The organism is Bizionia sp., from assembly GCF_048259285.1.
GTDB lineage: Bacteria > Bacteroidota > Bacteroidia > Flavobacteriales > Flavobacteriaceae > Algorimicrobium > Algorimicrobium hallyeonense.
Map to the genome: position 1 here is coordinate 33,312 of NZ_JBLXHU010000020.1, position 24,139 is coordinate 57,450.

The following is a 24,139-nucleotide window of genomic DNA, read 5'->3' on the forward strand; positions in this document are numbered from 1 at the left end:
CTTATTTAATAAACAAACCCACTCAATTGCAAGTGGGTTTTTGTTTGCCTTTAAGCTTTCATTTGTAAGATTTTATAACAGAAGTTTATGCTTTTTTTAAGACCCTTCATACTTTAAACAATTTATATTCGTTTCCTTAAAAACCCAACCAAAATCATCAATCAATCATGAAGAATTTATTCTTTGTAGTCTTCTTTTTTGCTATATCAGTAGCGTTTTCGCAATCTAGACCTATTCAAATTTCAGGTAAAATTATTTCTGTAGATGAACAATTACCGTTGGAATCTGCAACCGTTCACTTGGAGCGTTTGTCGGATAGTACCGTTATTACCTATACTATTTCAGATAAAGACGGTAAATTTAGTTTAGAAGATCGTATTTCAGATAAATCAGTAAAACTGCACGTCTCCTATGTAGGGTATAGAACCTATTCTAAAACCATTTCGTTAAGCAATCCAGTGGTTAATTTAGAAACCATAAATTTAGATGTGAGTAATGAATTGGATGAAGTTTTAATCAAATCATCAGCGCCAATTACTATTAAAAAAGATACTTTAGAATTTAATGTGAGTTCGTTTAAAACGAAAAAAGACGCAACTGTTGAAGATCTTTTAAAAGAATTACCAGGTGTTGAAGTTGATGAAGATGGTAAAATAAAAATTAACGGTAAAGAGGTGAATAAAATTCTTGTTAATGGTAAACCCTTTTTTGGAGATGATCCGACCATTACCACAAAAAACTTAACAAAAGAATTGATTGAAAAAATTCAAGTGGTGGATACCAAAACCAAAGCAGAAGCTTTTTCAGGCGAAGAAGTAGATGGTGAAAATAAAACTATTAACTTAACTATTAAAGAGGAAAATAACAAAGGGGTTTTTGGTCGTGTAGCGGCAGGAGCTGGAACAAACGAGCGTTATGAAGGCGCAGGAATGCTAAATTATTTTGATAACGACCGTCGTTTAAGCGTGTTGGCTGGTGGAAATAATATTAATTCGCCAGGATTTAGTTTTGGAGAAATCCGTAAAATGTTTGGTGGCGGTTATAGTATGTCCATGTCAAGTAATGGGGCTTTTACTATTGATGGTCGGTCTTTTGGTGGTGGAGAAGGGATTACCAAATCACAAAACGCAGGTTTAAATTATGCGGACAAAATTGGTGAAAAAACAGATGTATCAGCCGATTATTTCTTCTCTGGAAGTAGTTCTGAAAACAAAACGGCTTCCCAACGTGAAAATATTTTACCAGATTCTCGATATTATACCAATTCCGTTTCTAGTAGCTATAATGATAGTGATAGTCATTCGGCTAATGTGGGGTTTGATATTGAAGTAGATTCTACATTTTTAATTAACGTTGATCCCTCATTCCGATATTCTAAAAGTACCAATACCTATAATGCAGCGGAAGAATCTTTAAATAATGACAACCTTTTAACCAACAATTCAACATCCAATTCCTATGTGGAGAATACAGGTAAAAATTTTAGAAACAATATTAATATAACTAAAAAGTTTGGTAAAAAAGGTGCATTTGTAAGGGTAAATTTAACCAATGAAATTAATACACGAGAATCTGAAGATTTTTTAACATCGGTAACCAATGTTTATGGGGAAGATGTAAACAATCCTAATAACCCAGATTACGTTTTAATAGATCAAACCGAACGTGATCAATTTACAAATGGAGAAGGTGATGTTACAAATTTTAAATCCAGTATAAATTACCGTTTACCATTAATTGCAGAGAAGTTGTTTTTAGATTTTGATTATGCTTATGCACGCGATAAAAGTACCGACACCAAAAGTACTTTTGATAAAGATACGCAAGGTGATTTTACGGTTTTTAATGAAGATTTAAGTACAGATTTTGAATATTTAGATGAAAGTATGACGCCTGGTATGGGTTTAAGTTTTCGTAATAAAATATGGTCGTCAAGAATTGGATTTAATTATGTGTATAGAACATTAGGAAACACGGATTTATTACGTCCAGAGTTGAGTATTGAAAAACGTTTTGAAGCGCTGGAATTAAATGGCTATTTACGCTATAAGTTTAATCAAAAATCATCCTTTTGGTCTAGCTACCGTTTAAACAATGAGCCACCTAGATTATCGCAACTACAGGCGTTTCAAAATGTGTCAGATCCATTGAATACTATTGTTGGTAATCCTAATTTGGAACCATCCAACAGTCATCGTATAAATTTAGGTTTTAATGCGTTCGATTGGCAGAAACGTACCGGATTCTATTCCTATGTTGGTGGTACTTTTACAAATAACCAAGTAGTTTCTAAAACCACAGTTGATGATAATTTTGTAAGAACAACAACCTTTGCTAACGTAGATGGTAACTACCAGTTTTATGCCAATATGGATTATAGCAAGGATGTTAAAATTGATAGTTTGCGAACGGTAAAAGTAAGCGTTGGTGTTAACGGAAATTTAAGACGAAACATCAACTTTAATAACGAGGTTCAATATGCAAGTAAAGTGCGAGAATTATCGCCAGAAGTTGGGCTTCGTTTTACATGGAAAGATGTTATGGAATTCAGACCACGTTACTCCGTTTCTTTTACAAAAAACAAATACGATTTGGATGAGTTTGAAGATCGCGAATTTTTAGAACATAATTTAAATTTTTCAACAGCATTATTCCTGCCTAAAAAGTTTGAATGGCGAAATGATATTGATTTTAACTACAATCCAAATATTGGTGTCGGGTTTCAAAAAAGCGCATGGTTTTGGAATTCTACTTTAGCATATTCAGTTTTAAAGGACGCAGGAACTGTTACGTTAAAAGTTTATGACTTGTTAGACCAAAATACGAACGCCAGACGAACGGCAACCCAAAACTACATTCAGGATTCGCAAAGTACCGTTTTAGAACAATATTTCATGTTAAGCTTTAGCTGGAAATTTAATAGCTTAGGGAGTAAAGGTGAAACCAAGGACGATAACTTCTATTGGGATTAAGCAAAGCCTAATTAAGCAATAAAGAGATTCATGTCCGTTGGAGTCCAGTAGAGAACTTCTTCTTTTTTTTAGTAAAAGGAGGTATCAACCGCACTAGACCTGACAACGACTTAAATGAAAAAGCGATTTTAGTTCAAACTAAAATCGCTTTTCTATTTCTCACTACGCACTACTCACTACGCACTACTCACTACTACCATCCTCCAGATGCGCCTCCACCTCCAAAGCCACCGCCTCCGAAGCCACCGCCAAATCCGCCGCCTCCAAAGCTGCCTCCAGACGATCCTCCGAAACCACCTGATGAACCACCATAGCCACCACGTCCTAGATTACTTAAAATAATAGCGTCTAAAATACTAAACCCTCCAGATTTATTGTTTCCAGAACCATTGTTTCCGCCACCACGTCGGCTTTTAGAAATAGCAATAATGATAAAAATAAATACTATAAAGAGGAAGAAGAAAAAACCTATGGGAGAGCCACTGGAATCACCTTGTCGTGAACCTTGGTACTCGCCAGTCATTACTTCAAAAATAGCATCTGCACCCCGGTTTAGACCACCAGGATAATTATTTTGTTTAAAGAAAGGGATGATATCATTTTGTATTATACGTTTGCTCATGGCGTCTGTAAGCAAATGCTCCACACCATAACCGGTATTGATGGCAATTTTCTTGTCATCACGCGCTAATAAAATTAATACACCATTATCTTCTTTTGCTTGACCAATTCCCCATTTCTGCCCCCATTGTGCCCCTAAATAGTTTATGTTTTCACCATTAGTTGATGAAATAATAGCAACTACAATCTGCGTGGATGTGGTATCCGAATATTTGACTAATTTATTTTCTAAAGCCCTTTTTTCTGGAGCCGATAATAAACCTATATAATCATAAACACTGGTCTGTTCTTTCGGGATTTCAGGAATAGTAAACTGTGCCAAACTAGATTGCATACCTACAAACAGCATAACACAAATAAGGCTAAACTGTTTAATAGATAAAGGTGTGAAAATGTAATTTTTTAAGTTTGGCATGTTTGGTTTTTATCCTTTTGAAATGGTATCAGGTAACTCATTCTTATCATTGTGCTCCCAAGGGAAATGTTGTTCTAAAGCCTTGCCAGCTTTTAAAATTCCATCTACTAAACCTTGTTTAAAGTTTCCTTGTTTAAATTGAGTTTGAATGGCATTACGGGTTGTATCCCAGAAATCATCTGAAACCACATCGTTAATGCCTTTGTCGCCAAAAATTACAAAGTTTCTATCTTCTACAGCCACATAAATTAATACACCATTTTGCTGCTTGGTATTATCCATTTTTAAATAATGGAAAACTTCCATCGCACGATCAAAGACATCAATCTTGGATGTCTTTTCTAAATGAACACGAATTTCACCAGAGGTGTTTTTTTCAGCTTCGCGAATAGCCGCAATAATAGCTTGCTCTTCGTCTGCAGTTAAAAATTCTTCAATTTTAGACATAGCTCTTAAAATTCAAAATCAACATCAGGTGCATTTTCACTTCCTGGATCGGCTTTATATCTAGGCATTTCTTCAAATCCGAAAATTCCTGCTAAAAAGCTTCCTGGGAATTTTTTAATATGCTTGTCATAAATATTTACCGATTCGTTATAACGATCTCTTGCTACATTAATACGGTTTTCAGTGCCTTCTAATTGTGATTGTAACTCCAAGAAGTTTTGATTTGCTTTCAATTCAGGGTAGCGCTCTACGGATACTAATAATTTAGATAATGCGCCACTTAAGCCCGATTGTGCTTGTTGAAATTGCGCCATATTATCTGCAGTTAAATTGCTGGCATCAATAGTCGTGGACGTTGCTTTAGCGCGTGCTTCTATAACTTCTCTTAAGGTTGTACGTTCAAAATCGGCAGCACCTTGAACTGTTTTTACCAAGTTTCCAATTAAGTCGTTACGACGTTGGTAGGAGCTTTCTACATCTGCCCAAGCTGTTTTAGCGTCTGCTTCATATTCTACTGCTGTATTATTGAATCCAACAGCCCAAGAATAAATTGCTACTGCAAGAACGCCAATAATTATAACAGGAATTAACCATTTTTTCATAATAAGTTGTTTTTAGTGTTTAGTATAAAGTTTGTATGTATTAGTTGCGGTTTTTATTAAAATGTTACAACTGTTCTTTAATTTTAATAAGTTGTGCTTTGACATCTTCTAACTTGCTAATAATTTCAAAATTATTAAGTGTTTGCTGTTTCTCTTCTTTTAAGTGAATTTTAGCACCATCAAGCGTGAACCCACGCTCTTTAACCAAATGAAAAATGAGTTTCAAATTCTGAATATCATCAGGTGTAAATTTCCGATTGCCTTTAGCATTCTTTTTCGGTTGTAATACATCAAACTCTTTTTCCCAAAAACGGATTAAAGAGGTGTTTACACCAAAAGCCTTGGCTACTTCACCAATTCCATAATAACGTTTTTCGGGTAAGTTGATATGCATTAGTCTAAAGATTGGTTTTCAAGCGTTGCATGTTTTAAAAGCTCGTCAAATTCTTCGGCTGAAAGATTGCCATAATAGAAATTTAACGGATTGATGCGTTCATCATCTTTAAAAATCTCGTAATGTAAATGTGCTCCTGAAGAACGGCCTGTATTTCCAACAAAACCAATTAAATCACCACGTTTTACTTTCTGGTTTTTCTTGACGTTATATTTATAAAGGTGCCCATATAAACTAACATAGCCAAAGCCATGATCAATCCGAATATGTTTGCCATATCCTGACGATTGGCTATCAGCACGCGTTACAACGCCATCACCAGAAGCGTAAACAGGAGTGCCTCGCGGCGCCGTAAAATCCATGCCGTAATGGAATTTTCGAACCTTTGTAAAGGGATCTGTTCTATAGCCATAACCAGATGCCATGCGTGTTAAATCTTCATTGCTTACAGGTTGAATGGCTGGAATAGCTTCCAACAATTTTTCTTTTTCTTCAGCTAGTTTAGCAATTTCATCTAATGATTTGGACTGCACTACAATTTGTTTTTGTAGCATATCAATACGCTTATTGCTTTCTATAATAAGTTTAGAATTATCAAAACCTTCCAGGTTTTTGTAACGGTTCACACCGCCAAAACCAGCGCGTCGTTGTTCATCAGGAATTGGGTTGGTTTCAAAATATAATCGATAGATATGGTTATCACGATTAGCTACATCCTCTAAAACCAATTGGGCTTGATCCATTTTTTTGTTTAACAATTGATACTGCAATTGCATATTAGACAGCTCGCGTTTTAATGCCTTTTCTTGAGGCGATTCAATATATTGACTGGTAATAAACATAGTAAGAAACCCAAATAATCCAGCGGCTAAAATAAAAAGCCCGATGTATTTAAAGGTGCGTCTTTTCCTGCGCTCAATTTTTCTGTAGGAGAGCGTTTCAGAATCGTAATAATATTTTACCTTACTCATTGGCTAAATTTACTATTTTTGCAGTTAATTAGAATAGAATAATTAATTATTCTGCTCGGTAAACATTTAAAATTACATAATTACAGTGCTGGAATTAGCATGATGATAATTTATGTAAGTTATTTCTTTCTATTATTTTTTTTAAAATTTTGGAGAGTAAATATATAAATTGTTTAGCACATGGTGGAATTTTAACAAAAGCTTACAACCCATTTTCATTTATGAAGTCTCAAGATATACGCTCAAAATTTCTACAATTTTTTAAGGATAAGCAACATAGCATTGTGCCATCAGCGCCAATGGTTTTAAAGAACGACCCCACTTTAATGTTTGTTAATTCCGGTATGGCACCTTTTAAAGAGTATTTTTTAGGAAATGCAGAGCCTAAAAATAACCGAATTGCCGATTCGCAAAAATGTTTGCGCGTTTCTGGAAAACATAATGATTTGGAGGAAGTTGGTTATGATACCTACCACCATACGCTTTTTGAAATGTTAGGGAATTGGAGTTTTGGCGATTATTTTAAAAAAGAAGCTATTGCTTGGGCTTGGGAATTACTAGTTGATGAGTTCGGGATTGATAAAGATATATTATATGTAACCGTTTTTGAAGGCGATGACGCAGACGGAATTCCAATGGACCAAGAGGCCTATGATTTTTGGAAAGAATTGATTTCTGAAGATCGCATTCTTATGGGGAATAAAAAGGATAACTTTTGGGAAATGGGAGACCAAGGGCCATGTGGGCCTTGTAGTGAAATTCATGTTGATATTCGTTCAGCTGAAGAAAAAGCTAAAGTATCTGGTAAAGATTTGGTGAATATGGATCATCCACAAGTTGTGGAAATCTGGAATTTGGTGTTTATGCAGTATAATCGTAAAGCCAACGGTTCATTAGTGTCTTTGCCAAATAAGCATATTGATACAGGTATGGGGTTTGAGCGTTTATGTATGGTTTTACAAGGCGTAACATCCAATTATGATACCGATGTTTTTACACCGATTATTCGTGAAATAGAAACCATAACAGATAAGGATTATGGAAAAGAAGAAAAGATTGATGTTGCTATTCGTGTAATTTCAGATCACGTGCGTGCTGTAGCATTTTCCATTGCAGATGGTCAATTACCTAGTAATACTGGAGCGGGCTATGTAATTCGTAGAATTTTACGTCGTGCCATTCGCTATAGTTTTACATTTTTAGATCAGAAAGAACCATTTATTTATAGGTTGGTAGATGTTTTAAGTAAGAAAATGGGCGAAGCTTTCCCGGAATTGAAATCTCAAAAACAACTAATTGAAAATGTAATTAAAGAAGAGGAAGCCTCTTTTTTAAGAACGTTAGATCAAGGATTGGTGCTTTTAGATGGTATTGTGAAAAACACATCTGGCGATACCGTTTCAGGTGAAAAAGCCTTTGAATTATATGATACCTATGGTTTTCCTATAGATTTAACCGCTTTAATTCTTTCTGAACAAGGACTGAAATTAGACGAAAAGGGATTTAAGGAACATTTAGAAAAGCAGAAAAAAAGGTCGCGTGCAGCTAGTGAAATGTCCACAGACGATTGGACCATCTTAATTGATGATGCGGTTCAGGAATTTATAGGGTATGATGCATTAGAAGCAAAAGTTAAAATTACACGTTACCGTAAAGTGACTTCTAAAAAAGATGGTGATATGTATCAACTGGTTTTTAACTTAACGCCATTTTATGCAGAAGGTGGTGGGCAAGTTGGTGACAAAGGGTATTTAGAAGATGCCAATGGCGATATTGTGTATATCCTAGATACCAAGAAGGAGAATAACGTGGTTATGCATTTTGCTAAAAATTTACCAGAAAATATTGAAGATACGTTTACAGCAACTGTAGATGCGAAACAACGTTATAGAACCGAATGTAATCATACAGCAACTCATTTATTACACCAAGCTTTGCGCGAAATTTTAGGACCTCATGTGGAGCAAAAAGGAAGTGCTGTTCATTCTAAATATTTGCGATTTGATTTTTCGCATTTCTCTAAATTATCTGCTGAAGAATTACGCGATGTTGAGCATTTTGTAAATGCACGTATTGCAGGAAAATTACCTTTGCAAGAACAACGCAACATGCCAATGGATAAAGCTATTGAAGCTGGAGCCATGGCCTTATTTGGCGAAAAATATGGTGATACCGTTCGTATGGTTCGTTTTGGACAGTCTGTTGAATTATGTGGTGGAACTCATGTGAAGAATACAGGTGATATTTGGTTCTTTAAAATTGTGTCAGAAGGTGCTGTTGCAGCTGGAATCCGACGTATTGAAGCCATTACCAACGATGCTTTAAAAGATTATTTTGTTGATGTAAATAGAGCATTTAATGATATGAAAGTGCTTTTAAATAATAACGAACCCGTTAAAGCACTTCAAAATTTACAGGAGGAAAATAGTAGTCTAAAAAAACAAGTAGAAGCGTTGTTAAAGGACAAAGCCAAAAATTTAAAAGGCGATTTAAAATCAGAATTAACAGTGGTAAATGGTGTTCAGTTTTTAGCTAAAAAAATAGATTTAGACGCAGGAGGTATTAAAGATTTGTGTTTTGATTTGGGTAGCCAGTTTGATAATTTGTTTTTATTATTTGCCGCTGAAAATGATGGAAAAGCCTTGTTGTCCTGCTATGTTTCTAAAGAACTTGTAGCAAGTAAAGGTTTAAACGCTGGACAAATTGTTAGAGAATTAGGCAAGTATATCCAAGGTGGAGGTGGAGGTCAACCGTTTTTTGCAACAGCAGGCGGTAAAAATCCAGGTGGTATAGAGGAAGCTCTTGAAGCGGCTAAAAAATATTTAGATTAATAATTATAACACAGAGGTTCACAGAGAAAAAATTACAGAGATACACAGCGTAAAAATAATATTTCAAAATAGCTCTGTGAATCTTTGTGTCTCTCTGGGAAACTTTGTGTAACACTATAATCGATTATGAACCTCCAAACAAAAATCCCATTAAAACCACAGACGCATAATCAAATAGATTATCATGCTAACGTGCTTTTATTAGGATCTTGTTTTGTTGAGAATATAGGTCAGAAATTAGATTATTTCAAGTTTCGGAATCTTCAAAATCCTTTCGGAATTCTATTTCACCCATTAGCTATTCAAAATCTCATTTCAAATGCTGTTACTAAAAAGGTTTATAAAGAAGAGGATGTTTTCTTTCACAATGAACAGTGGCATAGTTTCGAAGCACATTCTGTATTAAGCAACACGAGTAAAACTGCTTTATTGGATGAACTGAATGCGCAGATTCAATTTACGCAAAATCAAATTGAATCAGCTTCTCATATTATAATAACATTAGGAACGGCTTGGGTATATCGTGATATAGAAAGTACAACAGTTGTTGCTAATTGTCATAAAGTTCCGCAGAAAAAATTCTCAAAAGAATTGTTGTCCGTTACCGATATATTAAAAAGTTTGCAAGTTTTTATACAGCATATTAAAAGCGTGAATCAATCCGCAAACATTATATTTACGGTGTCTCCCATTAGACATTTGAAAGACGGTTTTATTGAGAATACACAAAGTAAAGCGCATCTTATAACTGCTATTCACGCACTATTAAATGAAAAAGCATCACCTAATAAAGGGCAGTTATATTATTTTCCTTCTTATGAAATTATGATGGATGAATTACGCGATTATCGTTTTTATGCTGATGATATGATTCACCCAAACCAAACAGCTATACACTATATTTGGAATGCCTTTAAAACGGTTTGGGTTTCTGAAAGTGCATCAAAAACAATGGGAGCTATTGATGAAATTCAAAGAGGGTTGCAGCATAAACCCTTTAACCTAAATTCCGAAGCACATCAATTATTTCTAAAAAAACTTTCCGAAAAAAAGGAGAAATTAGAAGCAGGCTTTCCTTTTATGTCATTTTAAAATTTTAATATCTTATTCCTAAATATACGTAATTCATCGTATTGATTTCTGTATTCTATTGTTGCAATTTTGGATTATTATTAATCATAAACATATTCAACAATGAGAACTTTAAAACAATTTACCGTATTTATGATGATGGCATCATTCGTTTCAATAACAGCTTGTAAAAGCGATGACGATGGAGGCGATCCAGCAGCATCAGGTGGCGCTTCTGGTGTTATAACCGCTAAAATAGATGGAAATTCTTTTCAATCTTTAGAAATTACATCAACCGCTTCGCAAGTTACAGCAGGTCCAAATACAACCGTAACTTTGCAGGGGAATTCTTCAACCCAAGGATTTAGTATAATTATTAATGCGTTTGATGGTGTTGGAACTTATGAAATAACCGATAGTAATGTTTTTATCGTGGCATCTTACATAGAGCCTAATGTTTCAAATCCGTCAGCAACGCAAACATGGAATGCGCCTTATCAAGACTCTGGTGTGGTTGGAGAAATTAAAGTTTCTGAAGATTCAGATACCAATATTAAAGGAACGTTCCGTTTTCAGTGTAAAAACGCAAATGACGATTCGGTGAAAAACATCACGGAAGGAACGTTTAATTTGACAAAGCAAATTTTCTAAAAACGACATTTAAATCTTAACAAAGAATATCTTGTTGTTGAGATGTGTTGATTGAGCGTAATGATAGTCTGTTATTACGCTTAATCTTTTTTAAAAAGCAGTTGGTCGAAAAAATAATTGTTGTCACATATTTAATTGTAGTTTTAAAATGCTATTAATTATTATATAATAAAACATCAATTTTGCGAACGGTCAAAAGCTTTTCCTAATTGGTGTTTTTTTTGTGTCTAATTTCTAGTGAAACAATGATTTTACTTCTTCTATTATATAGTCTTATTTTTATTTTAATGGTTCGTGCAATAAAAGTGCTCTTGGATACCAGATCGTTCATAAAATCAGCGGCTAAACAGTATATAGATCTTGAAAAGCAATTTGCTTTAGGCGTTAAAACGTATAAGGAAATGGAATTAAAAACCAACTATCTTGAAACGTTTAACAACAACTTGTTTAAAAAATTATTTGAAATAACGCAAGAGTTACTTTTGTTAAAAAAAGCTATATTAGAAGAACGATATTAATTAGTTATATGAAGAAAATTCTACTCGTACCAATAGCATTGCTTTTAGGTTTCTATAGTTTTTCACAAACACAGGTTCGCTATCTAGATAGTTTGGGTCAAACGCTTCATTCGCTTTCAGAAGCTAATCAGTTGCAGGCAATTAATAAGATTCCTTATGATAAATTTGTGGGTGATGTTAGAACCTCTGAAAATTTATTTTTTAAAGGTGTGGATTTAGCAATAAAGTTGGAGGATAGTACAACTTTAGGAGATATTTATTTAAAGTTGGGACAGATTTATGCGTACAAGGAAAATTTTGAAAAGCGAACCGAATACGTTCTGAAATCAATAAAAATTTATGAGTCGCTTGGCAAACATGTAAAAGCAGGAATTGCTTATGGGCAACTTGGTTATAACTTAAAATACAGTGATATGGAAAATGCCTTACGCTACATGCGAAAAGGTATTAAGTTATTGGAACAAGAGAAAAACACAACAGAAATAGATCCGCTTTATGATAATTATGGTATAGTTCTTACCATTAATAAAAAACGTGATAGCGCTTTATTTTATACTAAAAAGTCCTTAAATCTCAAGAAGAAATTAAAGGATAGTGTGGGACTTGGTTATGGCTATGCTAATGTTGCCACTGTTTATGCTGACGACAATAAACTGGAACTAGCCAAAATTTATATTGATAGCTCAAGCGCAGTAAGAACTAAAATAAAGGACAGTTATGGCATTGCCGTAAATTATACCCATTTAGCCGATGTGCTACTTAAGCAAAACTTATTTTCAGATGCTATAAAAAATTATCAAATAAGTGCGTCTTTAGCTAAAAAGGGGAAATATAAAGGGTTGGAAAGGTATTGTTATGAATCTATTTCCAATGCTTATGTGCAAATGAATGATTATAAACAAGCATATTTATTTGGCAAAAAATTTCAAACATTAAAAGATAGCGTTCTCAATACTGAAACAAGCAATAAAGTAGAGCAATTAAAAATAGAGTTTGAAACCGAAAAGAAAGAAAATGAAATCTTGCTTCAACGTGCTGATTTAGCGGAAAAAGAACGCGATATTAGTGAGAAAAATAGTTTTATTTTAGGCTTGGCTGGTTTGGCTGCGGTAATTTCATTATTGGGTTTTTTAGTTTATAATCAGCAAAAACTGAAAAACAAACAGCTTAAAAAAGAAGGCGAACTCAAAGAAGCCTTGGTTAAAATTGAAACACAAAATCACTTGCAAGAACAGCGCTTACGCATAAGTCGCGACTTGCATGATAACATTGGTGCGCAACTCACGTTTATAATTTCCTCTTTAGATAATTTAAAATATGGGTTTAAACTTCCAGATAATTTAAATGCTAAATTAGAAACCATTAGTCAATTTACAACATCCACTATTTACGAGCTGCGCGATACGATTTGGGCTATGAATAAAAGTGAAATTTCTATTGAAGATTTACAATCTAGAATTTCAAATTTTATTGAAAAAGCGAATACCTCTTCAGATGCAATTAACTTCAATTTCCAAGTAAATAAGGAGGTCAATTCTAATAAATTATTCACCTCTGTTCAGGGCATGAATATTTACAGAATAATCCAAGAAGCTGTAAATAATGCCTTAAAATATGCCAATGCCACGGTTATTGACGTTCAAATTTTCTCTAAAAATGATGACTTCGAATTAATCATTACGGATAACGGAACGGGGTTTAATATAAAGGATGTAACCGATGGAAACGGCCTGCAAAATATTAAGAAACGTGCACATGATTTAAACGCAAAGTTGGATATTATAAGCTCTGAAAATCAAGGAACAAAGATTCATGTTTACAGATTTGAAAATACGTAATTCATCGTATAGTCCGTAGTTTATAAAATGTCTATTTTTAATAAAAACCAACCAACATGAATATTAAAATAGCGATTGTAGATGATAACTCATTTCTAATTAATGCGGTCAAGGAAAAATTATCATTTTTTGACGATTTAGATGTAAAATTTACAGCATGTCATGGATCTGATTTATTGCTTAAATTAAGTGAAAATCACAATCTAGATTTAATTTTAATGGATATTGAAATGCCTATTTTAAATGGCATAGAATCTACAGAAATTGTCAAGCAAAAATTTCCTCATATAAAAATTATCATGCTTACCGTTTTTGATAATGATGAAAATATTTTCAACGCTATTAAAGCGGGTGCAGATGGTTATTTGCTAAAAGAAATTAATGCCAAAGAATTATACAATGGGATTCAGGAAACCATGAATGGCGGCGCAGCCATGAACCCGTCCATTGCCATGAAAACGCTCAAATTATTACGGAACCCCATTGATATTGAAAGTAAAAAAGATCAAGAAGTAATTAAATTAACACAGCGTGAGGTTGAGGTGTTAGAGCAGTTAAGTAAAGGCTTGAGTTATAATTTAATTGCTGAAAACTTATTCCTTTCTGCAGGAACGGTTAGAAAACACATCGAGAATATTTACAAGAAATTACAGGTTCATAACAAATTAGAAGCTGTTAGTAAGGCTAAGAAGAATAATTTGATTTAGAGCTATTCATTTTAATCGGAATAAATATTTGCAAATTGATTTTTCGTACATTCGTGTATGAGAAAAATTCTATTTGGTGCTGTTATTACGCTAGTCGTGCTTTTTGCATTTAAGTATTGTGGCGATAAAAAAGAAAATCAAGCGACACTTAAAGAAAGCTCTGCGCTTATTCAAGAGCAAATTAAAAATGTGGGGAAGTTAATTGTTACCGAAGGACATTTTAGTCAGGTACTGAATTATACCAATTCCAAAGAGTTGTTTGGTAGTTATTTCACGTCTAATAAAAAGGCCTTGGTTGTTGTAAATGCGGATGTTTTTATATCGTATGATTTGAGTAAAATTGAATATAAAATTGATGAATCCTCTAAAACATTAACCATCTTAAGTATTCCTAAAGAGGAAATTAAAATAAGTCCCGATTTGGAATATTATGATATAGAGGCCGATTTTTTCAATCCGTTCGAGGCAAGAGATTATAACAACATTAAAGAGTTGGTAAAAAAATCCTTGTTAAAAAAGTTAGAGAAATCTGATATGAAAGCTAATGCACAAAATAGATTAATAAGTGAGTTAGCAAAATTTTATATTCTAACCAATTCATTAGGCTGGACATTGGAATATAATAATGTGGAAATTATAAATCAAGATGCTTTAAACACCTTAAAATTATAATCTGCTTTGTAATCTTACCCAACCACCACCATTGGTTGCATCAATATTCTGAAGGTTTAAGTATTTAGCTGCTTTCGCTGATCGAACACCACTTTCACAACAAACAACAATAGGTTTTTTTAATTGTTTTACTTCTGCTATTCTATTGCGTAATTCATCTAATGGAATATGTACTGCTTGTTCAATATGACCACGATCCCATTCATGTTTATTCCTAACATCTAATATCGTTGCGCCATTATCTAAATACATCTGAACTTGGCGTTTTTTAGCACCAAATATAAAATCAAAAACCCCCATAGTCTATCTTTTTATTTACATTTACACATAAAAGGTAGGAAATTTTTATTGTTAAATCAAATGCAAACGCAATTTGAAGTCAGAAACCAGGAAAGAAGAAATTATAAAAACAGCAGCCAAACTATTTAAAGAAAAAGGCTACAGTGCTGTGACCATGAGAGATATTGCAACCGCTATGGGAATGAAAGCGGCTAGTTTGTACAATCATATTAGTTCCAAACAAGAACTACTAAAAGTGATTATTATTTCGCTGGCGGAAGCGTTTACCAATGGTATGCAAGACATAAAAACATCAGATATTTCAACCATTCAGAAAGTTCAGGCTGTCGTAAAACTTCATGTGGATATTACAGCACAAAATACTTATGGTATGGCTTCTTTAAATAACGACTGGATGCATTTAGAAGAAAAAAGAGACTATTACTTATCATTGAGAAATGGTTATGAAGCTGATTTTAGAAGTATTTTATTAGAAGGCATTAAACAGAATGAAATTATAAATTCCAATGTGGAAGTTATGTTGTTTTCTATACTCTCCACACTGCGTTCACTCTACCTTTGGATTCCTAAAAAGGAAGATGTTTCCCCAGAAACACTTGCAGTAAGTTTAAGTCAGGTCTTAATCAATGGAATTAACAAATAGTTAGTAATTTATTTTGTAAATTTGTATCCCAAACTAACAGTTGTTAGTTTATGATATGAATTTTAATATGGCAGATTTTTACAACTTAAAAGTTGCAGATATATATAAAGAAACAAAAGATACGGTTGTTGTTTCTTTTGATATTCCGGATGATTTAAAAACCAAATTCCAATTTAAACAAGGGCAACATCTTACGTTGCGCAAGGAAATAAATGGCGAAGACATACGCCGGAACTACTCACTTTGCTCAAGTCCATTAGACAATGAGTGGAAGGTAGCAGTAAAAACCATTAGAGGCGGTGTTTTTTCTAATTACGCTTTTAATACGCTAAAAAAAGGTGACGAACTTCAAATTATGGCACCTCATGGCGAGTTTTTTGTGGATTGTGAACCAGAAAGTTCTAAAAATTACATTGCTTTTGCTGCAGGAAGTGGTATAACGCCTATGTTGTCCATTATTAAAACACATTTACTGTCGGAACCTAACAGCACATTCAAATTGTTTTATTTGAATAGAACCGTTAAATCCATTATCTTTAAAGAAGAAATTGAACAACTTAAAAATGAATTTTTTGGACGTTTTCAGGTGTTTTATTTCTTAACAAAAGAACAACGGGATATTCCATTTTTAAATGGTCGTTTTGATAAAGAAAAATTAGCGATTTTAACCAATCGGTTTATTGATGTTCCCGATACCAATCATGCATTTATTTGCGGACCTCAAGATATGATTTTCCTTATTCGCGATGAGTTGCAAGCGGCTGGAATGCCGAAAGAGAATATTCACTTTGAATTATTTTTCTCTGGAAGTTCCGAAGAAGAAAGCAGACAAATTGCAGAAGTTCTAGATGAAAAAGTTAATGGTACTCAAGTTACGATTATCGATGGTGGAAAAGAATTTCATTTTGTTATGGATGATGATTTCGATAATATTTTAGATGGTGCATTAGCCGCTGGCGCTGATTTGCCCTTTGCTTGCAAAGGAGGCGTTTGTAGCACCTGTAAATGTCAGGTTGTAGAAGGTTCCGTAAAAATGAAAGTCAATTATGCACTTGAAGAAAAAGAAGTGGCACAAAACTTTGTGTTAAGTTGCCAAGCAGTTCCAACTACGGATAAAGTGGTAGTTGATTTTGATGTTTAAAAAAATAATACGATTAGCGATTGCATGAGTGAAAATATAAATTTTAACAATTAGATTTCGCAAATCAAAAATCTCAAATAATTATGAGCGAAGAACAAATCAAAAATTTAGAAAAACAATTTGAAGCGCGGATTGCACGTGATGAAAAAATTGAGCCTAAAGATTGGATGCCAGAAAAGTATAGACAAACGCATATTAGGCAAATGTCTCAACACGCGCATTCTGAAATTGTGGGTATGTTGCCGGAAGGAAACTGGATTACTAGAGCACCTTCATTACGCAGAAAAGTAGCTCTTTTAGCCAAAGTTCAAGATGAAGCTGGTCACGGATTGTATTTGTATTCCGCTTGTGAAACTTTAGGCGTTTCACGCGATGAATTATATGAGCAGTTACACTCCGGAAAGGCCAAATATTCATCCATATTTAATTACCCAACCATTACATGGGCAGATATGGGAGCCATTGGTTGGTTGGTAGATGGAGCAGCTATAATTAACCAAGTGCCTTTATGTAATACGTCTTTCGGGCCCTATGCGCGTGCTATGGTTCGTGTTTGTAAAGAAGAAAGTTTTCATCAGCGTCAAGGTTATGAAATCATGATTAAACTGGCAAATGGAACACCAGAACAAAAAGAAATGGCACAAGATGCGCTAAATCGTTGGTGGTGGCCAAGTTTAATGATGTTAGGTCCAACAGATGCTGAATCCATTCATACCGAACAATCCATGAAATGGAAATTAAAACGAAAATCTAATGACGATTTGCGTCAGCAGTTTATAGATCAAACCGTTCCTCAAGCGGATTTAATTGGGCTAACCATTCCAGATCCCGATTTAAAATGGAATGAAGAAAAAGGAGTTTACGATTTTGGCGAAATTGATTGGGATGAATTTTGGCAAGTTGTTAAAGGGCATGGCCCAATGAACAAGGAGCGCATGAAAGCACGAGTAGGAGCCTGGGAAAAAGGCGAATGGGTTCGTGATGCCGCTATGGTTTACGCAGAAAAACAACAGGAACGTAAAGAAAAACAAGCAATTTAATAATTTATGATTGAGGAATTCTTATTTCAGAATCAACAATCAACAATCAACAATCAACAATAATTATGTCTGATAAAAAAAACTGGCCACTTTGGGAAGTCTTTGTAAGAAGTAAAAACGGATTAGAACATCGTCATTTTGGAAGTTTGCACGCTGCAGATGCTGAAATGGCATTAGAAAATGCACGCGATGTCTACACAAGACGCAATGAAGGTGTGAGTATTTGGGTTGTAGAATCCAAAAATATCACAGCATCCAATCCAGAGCATAATGGTGAAATGTTTGAGCCCGCTCAAGATAAAGTCTATCGTCATCCAACTTTTTATGAATTACCAGATGAGGTGAAATACATGTAACATTCCTGTGAATCCCGATAGCTGTCGGGAAGGAGTCTAGATGCCATTTCGAAGCTAAATTCATTTTTTAAATGATTATTTAATTCGGATTATCGTAACAAGAATCAAAAAACATTAACTGAAGTTACTTGGATTCAATTTCGATTTCAACTTCGATTTCAATTTCAATTTAATGAAACAAAACCTATACAAATACATCCTTGGCATAGCCGATAACTCCTTAATTCTTGGCCAAAGAATGGGAGCCTTAACAGGTCATGGTCCTAGTTTGGAAACCGACATTGCTTGTACTAATATTTCTTTGGATTTATTCGGGCAAGTACGTAGTTATTACCAATATGCAGCAAAAATAGCTGGTGATAAACGGACGGAAGATGATATTGCTATGCTGCGTCAAGAACGTGAATACCTAAATGTGCTTTTGGTAGAACAACCAGATACGGATTTCGCTTACACCATGGCACGGCAATTTTTGTTTGATGTATATCACTTTTTGTTTTTAGCAGAATTACAGAAAAGTACCGATTTAACCTTGTCAGCAATTGCCAAGAAATCAATTAAAGAAGTGAGTTATCATCAACGTTTTTCATCCGATTGGATTAAACGTTTAGGTGATGGAACCGAAGAAAGCCATAAGCGTATGCAAACGGCCATCAATGATTTATGGACGTACACAGACGAGCTGTTTCATCAAACAGAAGCTGATAAAGCCATGGTTAAAGAAGGAATTGGCGTAGACGTAACCAAATTAAAAGAAGCGTATTACAAAAATGTATCCGATATTTTAGAAGAATCTACGCTAGAGGTTCCGGAATCTAAATATTTTCAAAAAGGTGGAAAACAGGGTATTCACTCGGAACATATGGGCTACATTTTAGCGGAATTACAATATATGCAACGTGCGTATCCTAATATGGAGTGGTAACAAATTCCTTGGAAAAAGGAATCTCATTAAATAAACCGAATGTCATTCAGAGCAAAGCGAAGAATCTCATTTTATTAAAATATGACAACAACAGAACAAAATATAGATGAAAAACTAGTTCCGATTCTTGAAAAAGTCTCCGATCCAGAAATACCTGTATTATCAATTATGGATATGGGCGTCGTTCGCATGGCAATCATAGAAAATAATATGGTTAAAGTTCAAATTACACCAACCTATAGTGGTTGCCCTGCTATGGATGTTATTGGAGACGATATTAAAACGGCCTTAAAAATTGCGGGATACGAATCTGAAATAGAGTTAATTTTAGCGCCAGCTTGGACAACCGATTGGATTACACCAAGAGGTAGGAAAGCATTGGAAGACTACGGTATTGCTGCGCCATTAAGTGAGGAAGCAGATAAAGATGTCTTGCTACATGGGAAACGTTTAGTAACATGTCCACAATGTGGATCCATAAATACACGAATGGTTAGTCAGTTTGGTTCAACAGCATGTAAAGCACAATTTCAATGTGACGATTGTCAAGAACCGTTTGATTACTTCAAGTGTCTCAAATAGATGCCATTGCAAGGACGAAGGTCGTGGCAATCTCATTAAAAGAAAAAACATGAACAAAAGCATACAACTTAAAATAGAAAATAAAATAGCGTACATCACGCTAAACAGACCAGAAGTGTTTAATAGTTTTAATCGCGAAATGGCGCTTCAACTTCAAGAGACATTAGATGCTTGTGAAAAAAATAATGATGTTCGCGCTATGGTTTTAACCGGAAACGGAAAAGCTTTTTGTGCAGGACAGGACTTAAAAGAAGTTACAAACCCCGAGCTAAATCCTGGATTTAAAAAAATTCTGGAAGAACATTATAATCCCATTATTCTAAAAATAAGAAACATCGAGAAACCAATTATAGGAGCTATCAATGGTGTTGCTGCAGGAGCGGGCGCTAATATTGCATTAGCTTGTGATGTGGTTGTTGCTCACGAAAAAGTGAGTTTTATTCAAGCATTTAGTTTAATAGGTTTAATTCCAGATAGTGCTGGAACCTTCTTTTTACCGCGACTTATCGGATTTCAAAAAGCATCGGCTTTAGCTATGTTGGGCGATAAAGTTTCTGCTGAAGAAGCTGAACGTTTAGGAATGATTTATAAAGTATTGCCATTAGAAACGTTTGAAAAAGACGTTGATAAGCTAGCTTTAAAAATGGCAAATATGCCGACCAAAGCCTTAGGGTTAATTAAGAAGAGTTTAAACCAATCCTTAACAAATAATTTAGAAGAACAATTAGCTTTAGAGTCTAAATATCAAATAGAAGCAGCTAGCACGGACGATTATGCTGAAGGTGTTTCGGCATTTGTGGAAAAGCGAAAACCGGTTTTTAACGGTAAATAATTAAAGATTAACGATTGAGGATTAACGATTGCTGATTTCAGAACAAAAAATAAACTATGAAACCAATTCAACTAGAAGATCGATTAATCCAATTTGCAATTGATATAATTTTAGTTAGTAAAACAATTGATAAATCTTTTGCTTCTGAACATTTAGCAAAACAGTTAATTAGATCAGCGACATCAGCAGCTTTAAATTATGGTGAAGCGAGAAGTGGCGAATCGACACGTGATTTTCTTCATAAAATGAAAATATGTTTAAAAGAGTTACGTGAATCCCATATCAATTTAAAAATTCAAAAGGGAGCAAACCTTATTTTAGATTTAGATGCATTAGAAGAATTATTAAAGAAAAATAATGAGTTAATTTCAATTTTTGTAGTTAGTGTTAAAACAGCTTCAATTAAACTCAAAGAATAAATGATTGTTTATAATGAATAAGACATTTCAGAAGTAGTAGTGACACGTCAAAAATCGTTAATCCACAATCTCCAATGTAAAAATATGAGTGAAAATCAAAAATCAAAAATCGTTAATCCACAATCTCCAATCAAATTTGTAGGCGTAATAGGAAGCGGAACAATGGGAAGCGGTATCGCACAAGTAGCTGCAACTGCGGGTTGCACCGTTAAATTATACGATACCAATCAAGCAGTTTTAGATAAAGCCAAATTAGCTCTAGAAAAAATACTATCCCGTTTAATTGAAAAAGGACGAATAGATTCCGAAGAAAAAAACAGAATCCAATCCAATATTTCTTACGTTAATAATCTAAAAGATTTAGCAGATTCCAATCTAACCATTGAAGCAATTATTGAAAACATCGACATTAAGAAAAAAGTGTTTTCAGAATTAGAAAGCTATGTGTCCAATGATTGTATTATTGCATCTAACACCTCTAGTTTATCCATTGCATCCATAGCATCCGCATTAAAAAACCCAAAGCGTTGTGTTGGAATTCATTTTTTTAACCCAGCACCTTTAATGAAATTGGTTGAGGTTATTCCTGCCATTCAAACATCCTATGAAACGTTAGAAAAATCTATAGATACCATTTCCAGTTGGAATAAAACCGCAGCCGTTGCTAAAGACACACCAGGATTTATTGTTAACCGTGTAGCACGACCATTTTATGGTGAAGCTTTACGGATTTACGAAGAAGGGATTGCAAATTTTGCAACCATCGATTCTGCCATGAAAGATATAGGAGGTTTCCGAATGGGACCATTTGAACTTATGGATTTTATAGGAAATGATGTTAATTATACCGTAACGGAAACCGTGTTTACGGCCTTTTATTTCGATCCAAGATATAAGCCTTCTTTCACTCAAAAACGATTTGCAGAAGCTGGATATTTAGGAAGAAAATCAGGTATTGGTTATTATGAATATGATAAAAGCGGAAAAATAATCGAGAGTGAGGATGTCACGTTGAGCGCAGTCGAAACGTCTCTTAAACAACAAATATTCAACAGAATCCTTGTTATGCTGATTAACGAAGCGGCCGATGCCTTATTTTTAAATATTGCATCAGCAAAAGATATAGACAACGCGATGACTAAAGGCGTTAATTATCCAAAAGGGTTATTGGCTTGGGCAGATGAAAAAGGAATAAATTGGTGTGTGGATCAAATGGATGCATTATACAATGAGTATCATGAAGATCGTTATCGCTGCAGTCCGCTATTGCGTAAAATGAACCTTCAGGGTTTGAGGTTTTTGTAAATTAAGTTTGAGGAGAAATTAGAGGTGAGAGGTGAGGCTTTGAGAAAAGAAAATAAGAATTAATTATAGAGGCGTTAGGCGAGATGAGAGATGAGAGATGAGAGATGATTGATGATAGATGAGAGATGAGACTTTGAGAAAGGAATATAGTGAAATTATTATAATAAAATGAAAAGTAATTATTATTTTAAATTTGAGGATTTACATGTTTACCAAAAAGCCATAGTGTTTGGGGAATTAGTAAATAAACAAATTGAAATGTTTCCGAAACATGAAGTTTATAAATTATCTTCTCAATTTATTAGAGCTGCGGATTCAATAGCTTTTAATATAGCTGAAGGTTCTGGTAGTACGGATGCTAATTTTAATAGATATCTAAAGATGGCTTGGGATAGTTCTCACGAATGTGTAGCAGCATCTACTAAAGCAAGATTGCGAGGTTATATAACTTTTGAGGAGGATGAAGAAAACAGAAAAATGGTTACCGAAATTTCAAAAATGATATCAGCTTTAAGGAGACATTTAAATAATAAATAATGGTTTTAAAATATAATTTGTTTACTCACCACTCATCTCTCACCACAATTGTACTATGATTAAAGGCCACCTCATACCTAAAAAGATGTTATCCCAAGATGCCTATAGCCAATGGTTAGGTATCGAAATTCTAGAATGTGAAATTGGACGTTGTAAAGTGGGTATGACTATTAGAAAAGATATGCTCAACAGTATGAATAAAGCGCATGGTGGAATCAGTTATTCTTTAGCGGATACTGCTTTTGGTTTTTCAGCAAACACGCATGGAAAATATGCCGTGTCAATTGAAACGAGTATTAATCATATTGAAGCTTTAAACGAAGGAGATTATATTGTAGCAGAATCCGTTATAGAGAGTGTTAAAAACAAACTAGGCTTTAATATAATTGAGGTCAAACGAGGTGAAGAATTGGTCGCACTTTTTAAAGGCGTTGTATATCGCACCAATAAAAATTGGGAGTAAAAATAATAAACAGAAAATAACACTAAAACTAAAACCATATGAAATGGAAAGGTAGAAGACAAAGCGGGAATGTTGAAGATCGAAGAGGTATGGGTTCCAAAGGGAAACTAGTAGCTGGAGGTGGTATTGTAGCTGTTGTAGTTATTCTTTTACAACTTTTTGGAGGAGAAACCGGACAGCAAATTGCACCTATTTTAGAGCAAATTAATCAAGGTGGTTCAAAACAACAAGTGGAACAAAGAGCATTAACTGCTCAAGAAAAAGAAGTCGGAAGTTTTGTTGCAACCGTTTTAGCAGATACAGAAGATGTCTGGAATCAAATTTTTAGAGAAAATAATCTTGGCAATTATCAAGAACCTACCATGGTATTATTTACAGATGCAGTTACTAGCGGTTGTGGAAATTCCAGTTCAGCATCTGGACCTTTTTATTGTCCAGCGGATCAAAAACTATATATGGATTTAGTGTTTTTTGATGAGTTAAAAACACGTTTTGGAGCCAAAGGAGGTGATTTTGCTACAGCCTACGTTACCGCTCATGAAATTGGACACCATATTCAAACCATACTCGGAACCTCAAAAAAGGTAAGACAGTTACAACAACAAACAAATAAAACGGAAGCCAATAAATTATCCGTTGCTCAAGAATTACAAGCCGATTTTTATGCAGGCGTTTGGGCACATCATAATAAAAAGTATTTAGAGGAAGGCGATATCGAAGAAGCGTTAAGCGCAGCCAATGCGGTTGGAGATGATGCTATTCAACGAAGAGTCCAAGGCGATGTTACACCAGATTCCTTTACACATGGAACTTCAGAACAACGCATGTTCTGGTTTATGAAAGGATTTAAAACAGGCGACATCAAACAAGGCGATACCTTTTCCGT

At 34.3% G+C, this 24,139-nt stretch carries 26 protein-coding genes; 20 read left to right on the forward strand and 6 right to left on the reverse strand.

Annotation, left to right across the window (positions count from 1 at the left end; all coding sequences use genetic code 11):
- The first annotated feature begins 167 nt into the window (after positions 1-167).
- Positions 168-2,972 (forward strand): outer membrane beta-barrel protein, encoded by a 2,805-nt coding sequence (locus ACN0QX_RS10595; RefSeq protein WP_417196904.1) that lies wholly within the window; start codon positions 168-170, stop codon positions 2,970-2,972.
- Positions 2,973-3,165: 193 nt separating this feature from the next.
- Here ACN0QX_RS10595 and ACN0QX_RS10600 read toward each other — a convergent pair whose 3' ends face one another.
- The 5 genes from ACN0QX_RS10600 to ACN0QX_RS10620 all read right to left on the reverse strand — a co-directional run bounded on the left by ACN0QX_RS10600 (position 3,166) and on the right by ACN0QX_RS10620 (position 6,422).
- Complete coding sequence (locus ACN0QX_RS10600; RefSeq protein ID WP_248395440.1) at positions 3,166-4,008, reverse strand: TPM domain-containing protein; 843 nt, start codon at positions 4,006-4,008, stop codon at positions 3,166-3,168.
- 9 nt (positions 4,009-4,017) lie between these two features.
- Positions 4,018-4,455, reverse strand: coding sequence for a TPM domain-containing protein (locus tag ACN0QX_RS10605; protein WP_248395438.1), 438 nt, complete (start codon positions 4,453-4,455; stop codon positions 4,018-4,020).
- A gap of 5 nt (positions 4,456-4,460) precedes the next feature.
- Complete coding sequence (locus ACN0QX_RS10610; RefSeq protein WP_248395436.1) at positions 4,461-5,057, reverse strand: LemA family protein; 597 nt, start codon at positions 5,055-5,057, stop codon at positions 4,461-4,463.
- 64 nt (positions 5,058-5,121) lie between these two features.
- On the reverse strand, positions 5,122-5,451 hold the full coding sequence (locus ACN0QX_RS10615; RefSeq protein WP_248395434.1) for a MerR family transcriptional regulator: 330 nt from the start codon (positions 5,449-5,451) through the stop codon (positions 5,122-5,124).
- A complete protein-coding gene (locus ACN0QX_RS10620) occupies positions 5,451-6,422 on the reverse strand; it encodes a M23 family metallopeptidase (protein WP_248395433.1) in 972 nt (323 codons plus the stop codon). The genes ACN0QX_RS10615 and ACN0QX_RS10620 overlap by 1 nt, the downstream gene beginning before the upstream one ends.
- Positions 6,423-6,643: 221 nt before the next feature.
- Here ACN0QX_RS10620 and alaS point away from each other — a divergent pair, with 221 nt between their 5' ends.
- The 7 genes from alaS to ACN0QX_RS10655 all read left to right on the forward strand — a co-directional run bounded on the left by alaS (position 6,644) and on the right by ACN0QX_RS10655 (position 14,710).
- On the forward strand, positions 6,644-9,253 hold the full coding sequence (gene alaS, locus ACN0QX_RS10625; RefSeq protein ID WP_417196908.1) for an alanine--tRNA ligase: 2,610 nt from the start codon (positions 6,644-6,646) through the stop codon (positions 9,251-9,253).
- A gap of 126 nt (positions 9,254-9,379) precedes the next feature.
- On the forward strand, positions 9,380-10,345 hold the full coding sequence (locus tag ACN0QX_RS10630; RefSeq protein WP_417196910.1) for a GSCFA domain-containing protein: 966 nt from the start codon (positions 9,380-9,382) through the stop codon (positions 10,343-10,345).
- Positions 10,346-10,447: 102 nt separating this feature from the next.
- Positions 10,448-10,975: a DUF6252 family protein gene (locus ACN0QX_RS10635; RefSeq protein WP_417196912.1), complete on the forward strand. Its 528-nt coding sequence runs from the start codon at positions 10,448-10,450 to the stop codon at positions 10,973-10,975.
- Positions 10,976-11,220: 245 nt separating this feature from the next.
- The gene (locus tag ACN0QX_RS10640) at positions 11,221-11,493 is read left to right on the forward strand and encodes a hypothetical protein (RefSeq protein ID WP_417196914.1); all 273 of its coding nucleotides are present in this window, start codon (positions 11,221-11,223) and stop codon (positions 11,491-11,493) included.
- A gap of 8 nt (positions 11,494-11,501) precedes the next feature.
- Entirely contained in the window at positions 11,502-13,331 is a 1,830-nt protein-coding gene (locus tag ACN0QX_RS10645) for a sensor histidine kinase (protein ID WP_417196915.1), read from the forward strand.
- Positions 13,332-13,387: 56 nt separating this feature from the next.
- Positions 13,388-14,038, forward strand: coding sequence for a response regulator (locus ACN0QX_RS10650; protein ID WP_417196917.1), 651 nt, complete (start codon positions 13,388-13,390; stop codon positions 14,036-14,038).
- Positions 14,039-14,095: 57 nt separating this feature from the next.
- Complete coding sequence (locus ACN0QX_RS10655; protein WP_376861708.1) at positions 14,096-14,710, forward strand: DUF4230 domain-containing protein; 615 nt, start codon at positions 14,096-14,098, stop codon at positions 14,708-14,710.
- Here ACN0QX_RS10655 and ACN0QX_RS10660 read toward each other — a convergent pair.
- On the reverse strand, positions 14,705-15,010 hold the full coding sequence (locus ACN0QX_RS10660) for a rhodanese-like domain-containing protein (RefSeq protein ID WP_248395417.1): 306 nt from the start codon (positions 15,008-15,010) through the stop codon (positions 14,705-14,707). The genes ACN0QX_RS10655 and ACN0QX_RS10660 overlap by 6 nt on opposite strands.
- 73 nt (positions 15,011-15,083) lie before the next feature.
- On the opposite strand from ACN0QX_RS10660, the gene ACN0QX_RS10665 reads away from it, so the two are divergent.
- From ACN0QX_RS10665 to ACN0QX_RS10720, 12 genes are all read left to right on the forward strand, one after another.
- Positions 15,084-15,653, forward strand: a complete 570-nt coding sequence (locus ACN0QX_RS10665; protein WP_376861706.1) for a TetR/AcrR family transcriptional regulator — start codon at positions 15,084-15,086, stop codon at positions 15,651-15,653.
- A gap of 67 nt (positions 15,654-15,720) precedes the next feature.
- On the forward strand, positions 15,721-16,794 hold the full coding sequence (gene paaE / locus ACN0QX_RS10670) for a 1,2-phenylacetyl-CoA epoxidase subunit PaaE (RefSeq protein ID WP_417196920.1): 1,074 nt from the start codon (positions 15,721-15,723) through the stop codon (positions 16,792-16,794).
- An 83-nt stretch (positions 16,795-16,877) separates the two neighbouring features.
- Positions 16,878-17,834 carry a 1,2-phenylacetyl-CoA epoxidase subunit PaaA gene (gene paaA / locus ACN0QX_RS10675; RefSeq protein ID WP_248395410.1) on the forward strand — a complete coding sequence of 319 codons (957 nt, stop codon included), beginning with the start codon at positions 16,878-16,880 and terminating at the stop codon, positions 17,832-17,834.
- Between the two features lie 65 nt (positions 17,835-17,899).
- Positions 17,900-18,190 (forward strand): 1,2-phenylacetyl-CoA epoxidase subunit PaaB, encoded by a 291-nt coding sequence (paaB, locus tag ACN0QX_RS10680; protein WP_248395408.1) that lies wholly within the window; start codon positions 17,900-17,902, stop codon positions 18,188-18,190.
- 172 nt (positions 18,191-18,362) lie between these two features.
- Positions 18,363-19,115, forward strand: coding sequence for a 1,2-phenylacetyl-CoA epoxidase subunit PaaC (gene paaC / locus ACN0QX_RS10685; protein ID WP_417196923.1), 753 nt, complete (start codon positions 18,363-18,365; stop codon positions 19,113-19,115).
- An 81-nt stretch (positions 19,116-19,196) separates the two neighbouring features.
- On the forward strand, positions 19,197-19,697 hold the full coding sequence (paaD, locus tag ACN0QX_RS10690) for a 1,2-phenylacetyl-CoA epoxidase subunit PaaD (protein WP_248395404.1): 501 nt from the start codon (positions 19,197-19,199) through the stop codon (positions 19,695-19,697).
- A 49-nt stretch (positions 19,698-19,746) separates the two neighbouring features.
- A complete protein-coding gene (locus ACN0QX_RS10695) occupies positions 19,747-20,529 on the forward strand; it encodes an enoyl-CoA hydratase-related protein (protein ID WP_417196926.1) in 783 nt (260 codons plus the stop codon).
- 56 nt (positions 20,530-20,585) lie between these two features.
- Positions 20,586-20,948, forward strand: a complete 363-nt coding sequence (locus tag ACN0QX_RS10700) for a four helix bundle protein (RefSeq protein WP_248395400.1) — start codon at positions 20,586-20,588, stop codon at positions 20,946-20,948.
- An 84-nt stretch (positions 20,949-21,032) separates the two neighbouring features.
- Positions 21,033-22,253, forward strand: a complete 1,221-nt coding sequence (locus tag ACN0QX_RS10705; RefSeq protein WP_248395398.1) for a 3-hydroxyacyl-CoA dehydrogenase NAD-binding domain-containing protein — start codon at positions 21,033-21,035, stop codon at positions 22,251-22,253.
- A 168-nt stretch (positions 22,254-22,421) separates the two neighbouring features.
- On the forward strand, positions 22,422-22,790 hold the full coding sequence (locus ACN0QX_RS10710) for a four helix bundle protein (protein WP_417196929.1): 369 nt from the start codon (positions 22,422-22,424) through the stop codon (positions 22,788-22,790).
- A gap of 55 nt (positions 22,791-22,845) precedes the next feature.
- A complete protein-coding gene (locus ACN0QX_RS10715) occupies positions 22,846-23,253 on the forward strand; it encodes a PaaI family thioesterase (protein WP_248395396.1) in 408 nt (135 codons plus the stop codon).
- 38 nt (positions 23,254-23,291) lie between these two features.
- Positions 23,292-24,139, forward strand: an 848-nt coding sequence (locus ACN0QX_RS10720; RefSeq protein ID WP_417196931.1) for a neutral zinc metallopeptidase, incomplete at its 3' end; no start/stop codon positions are given.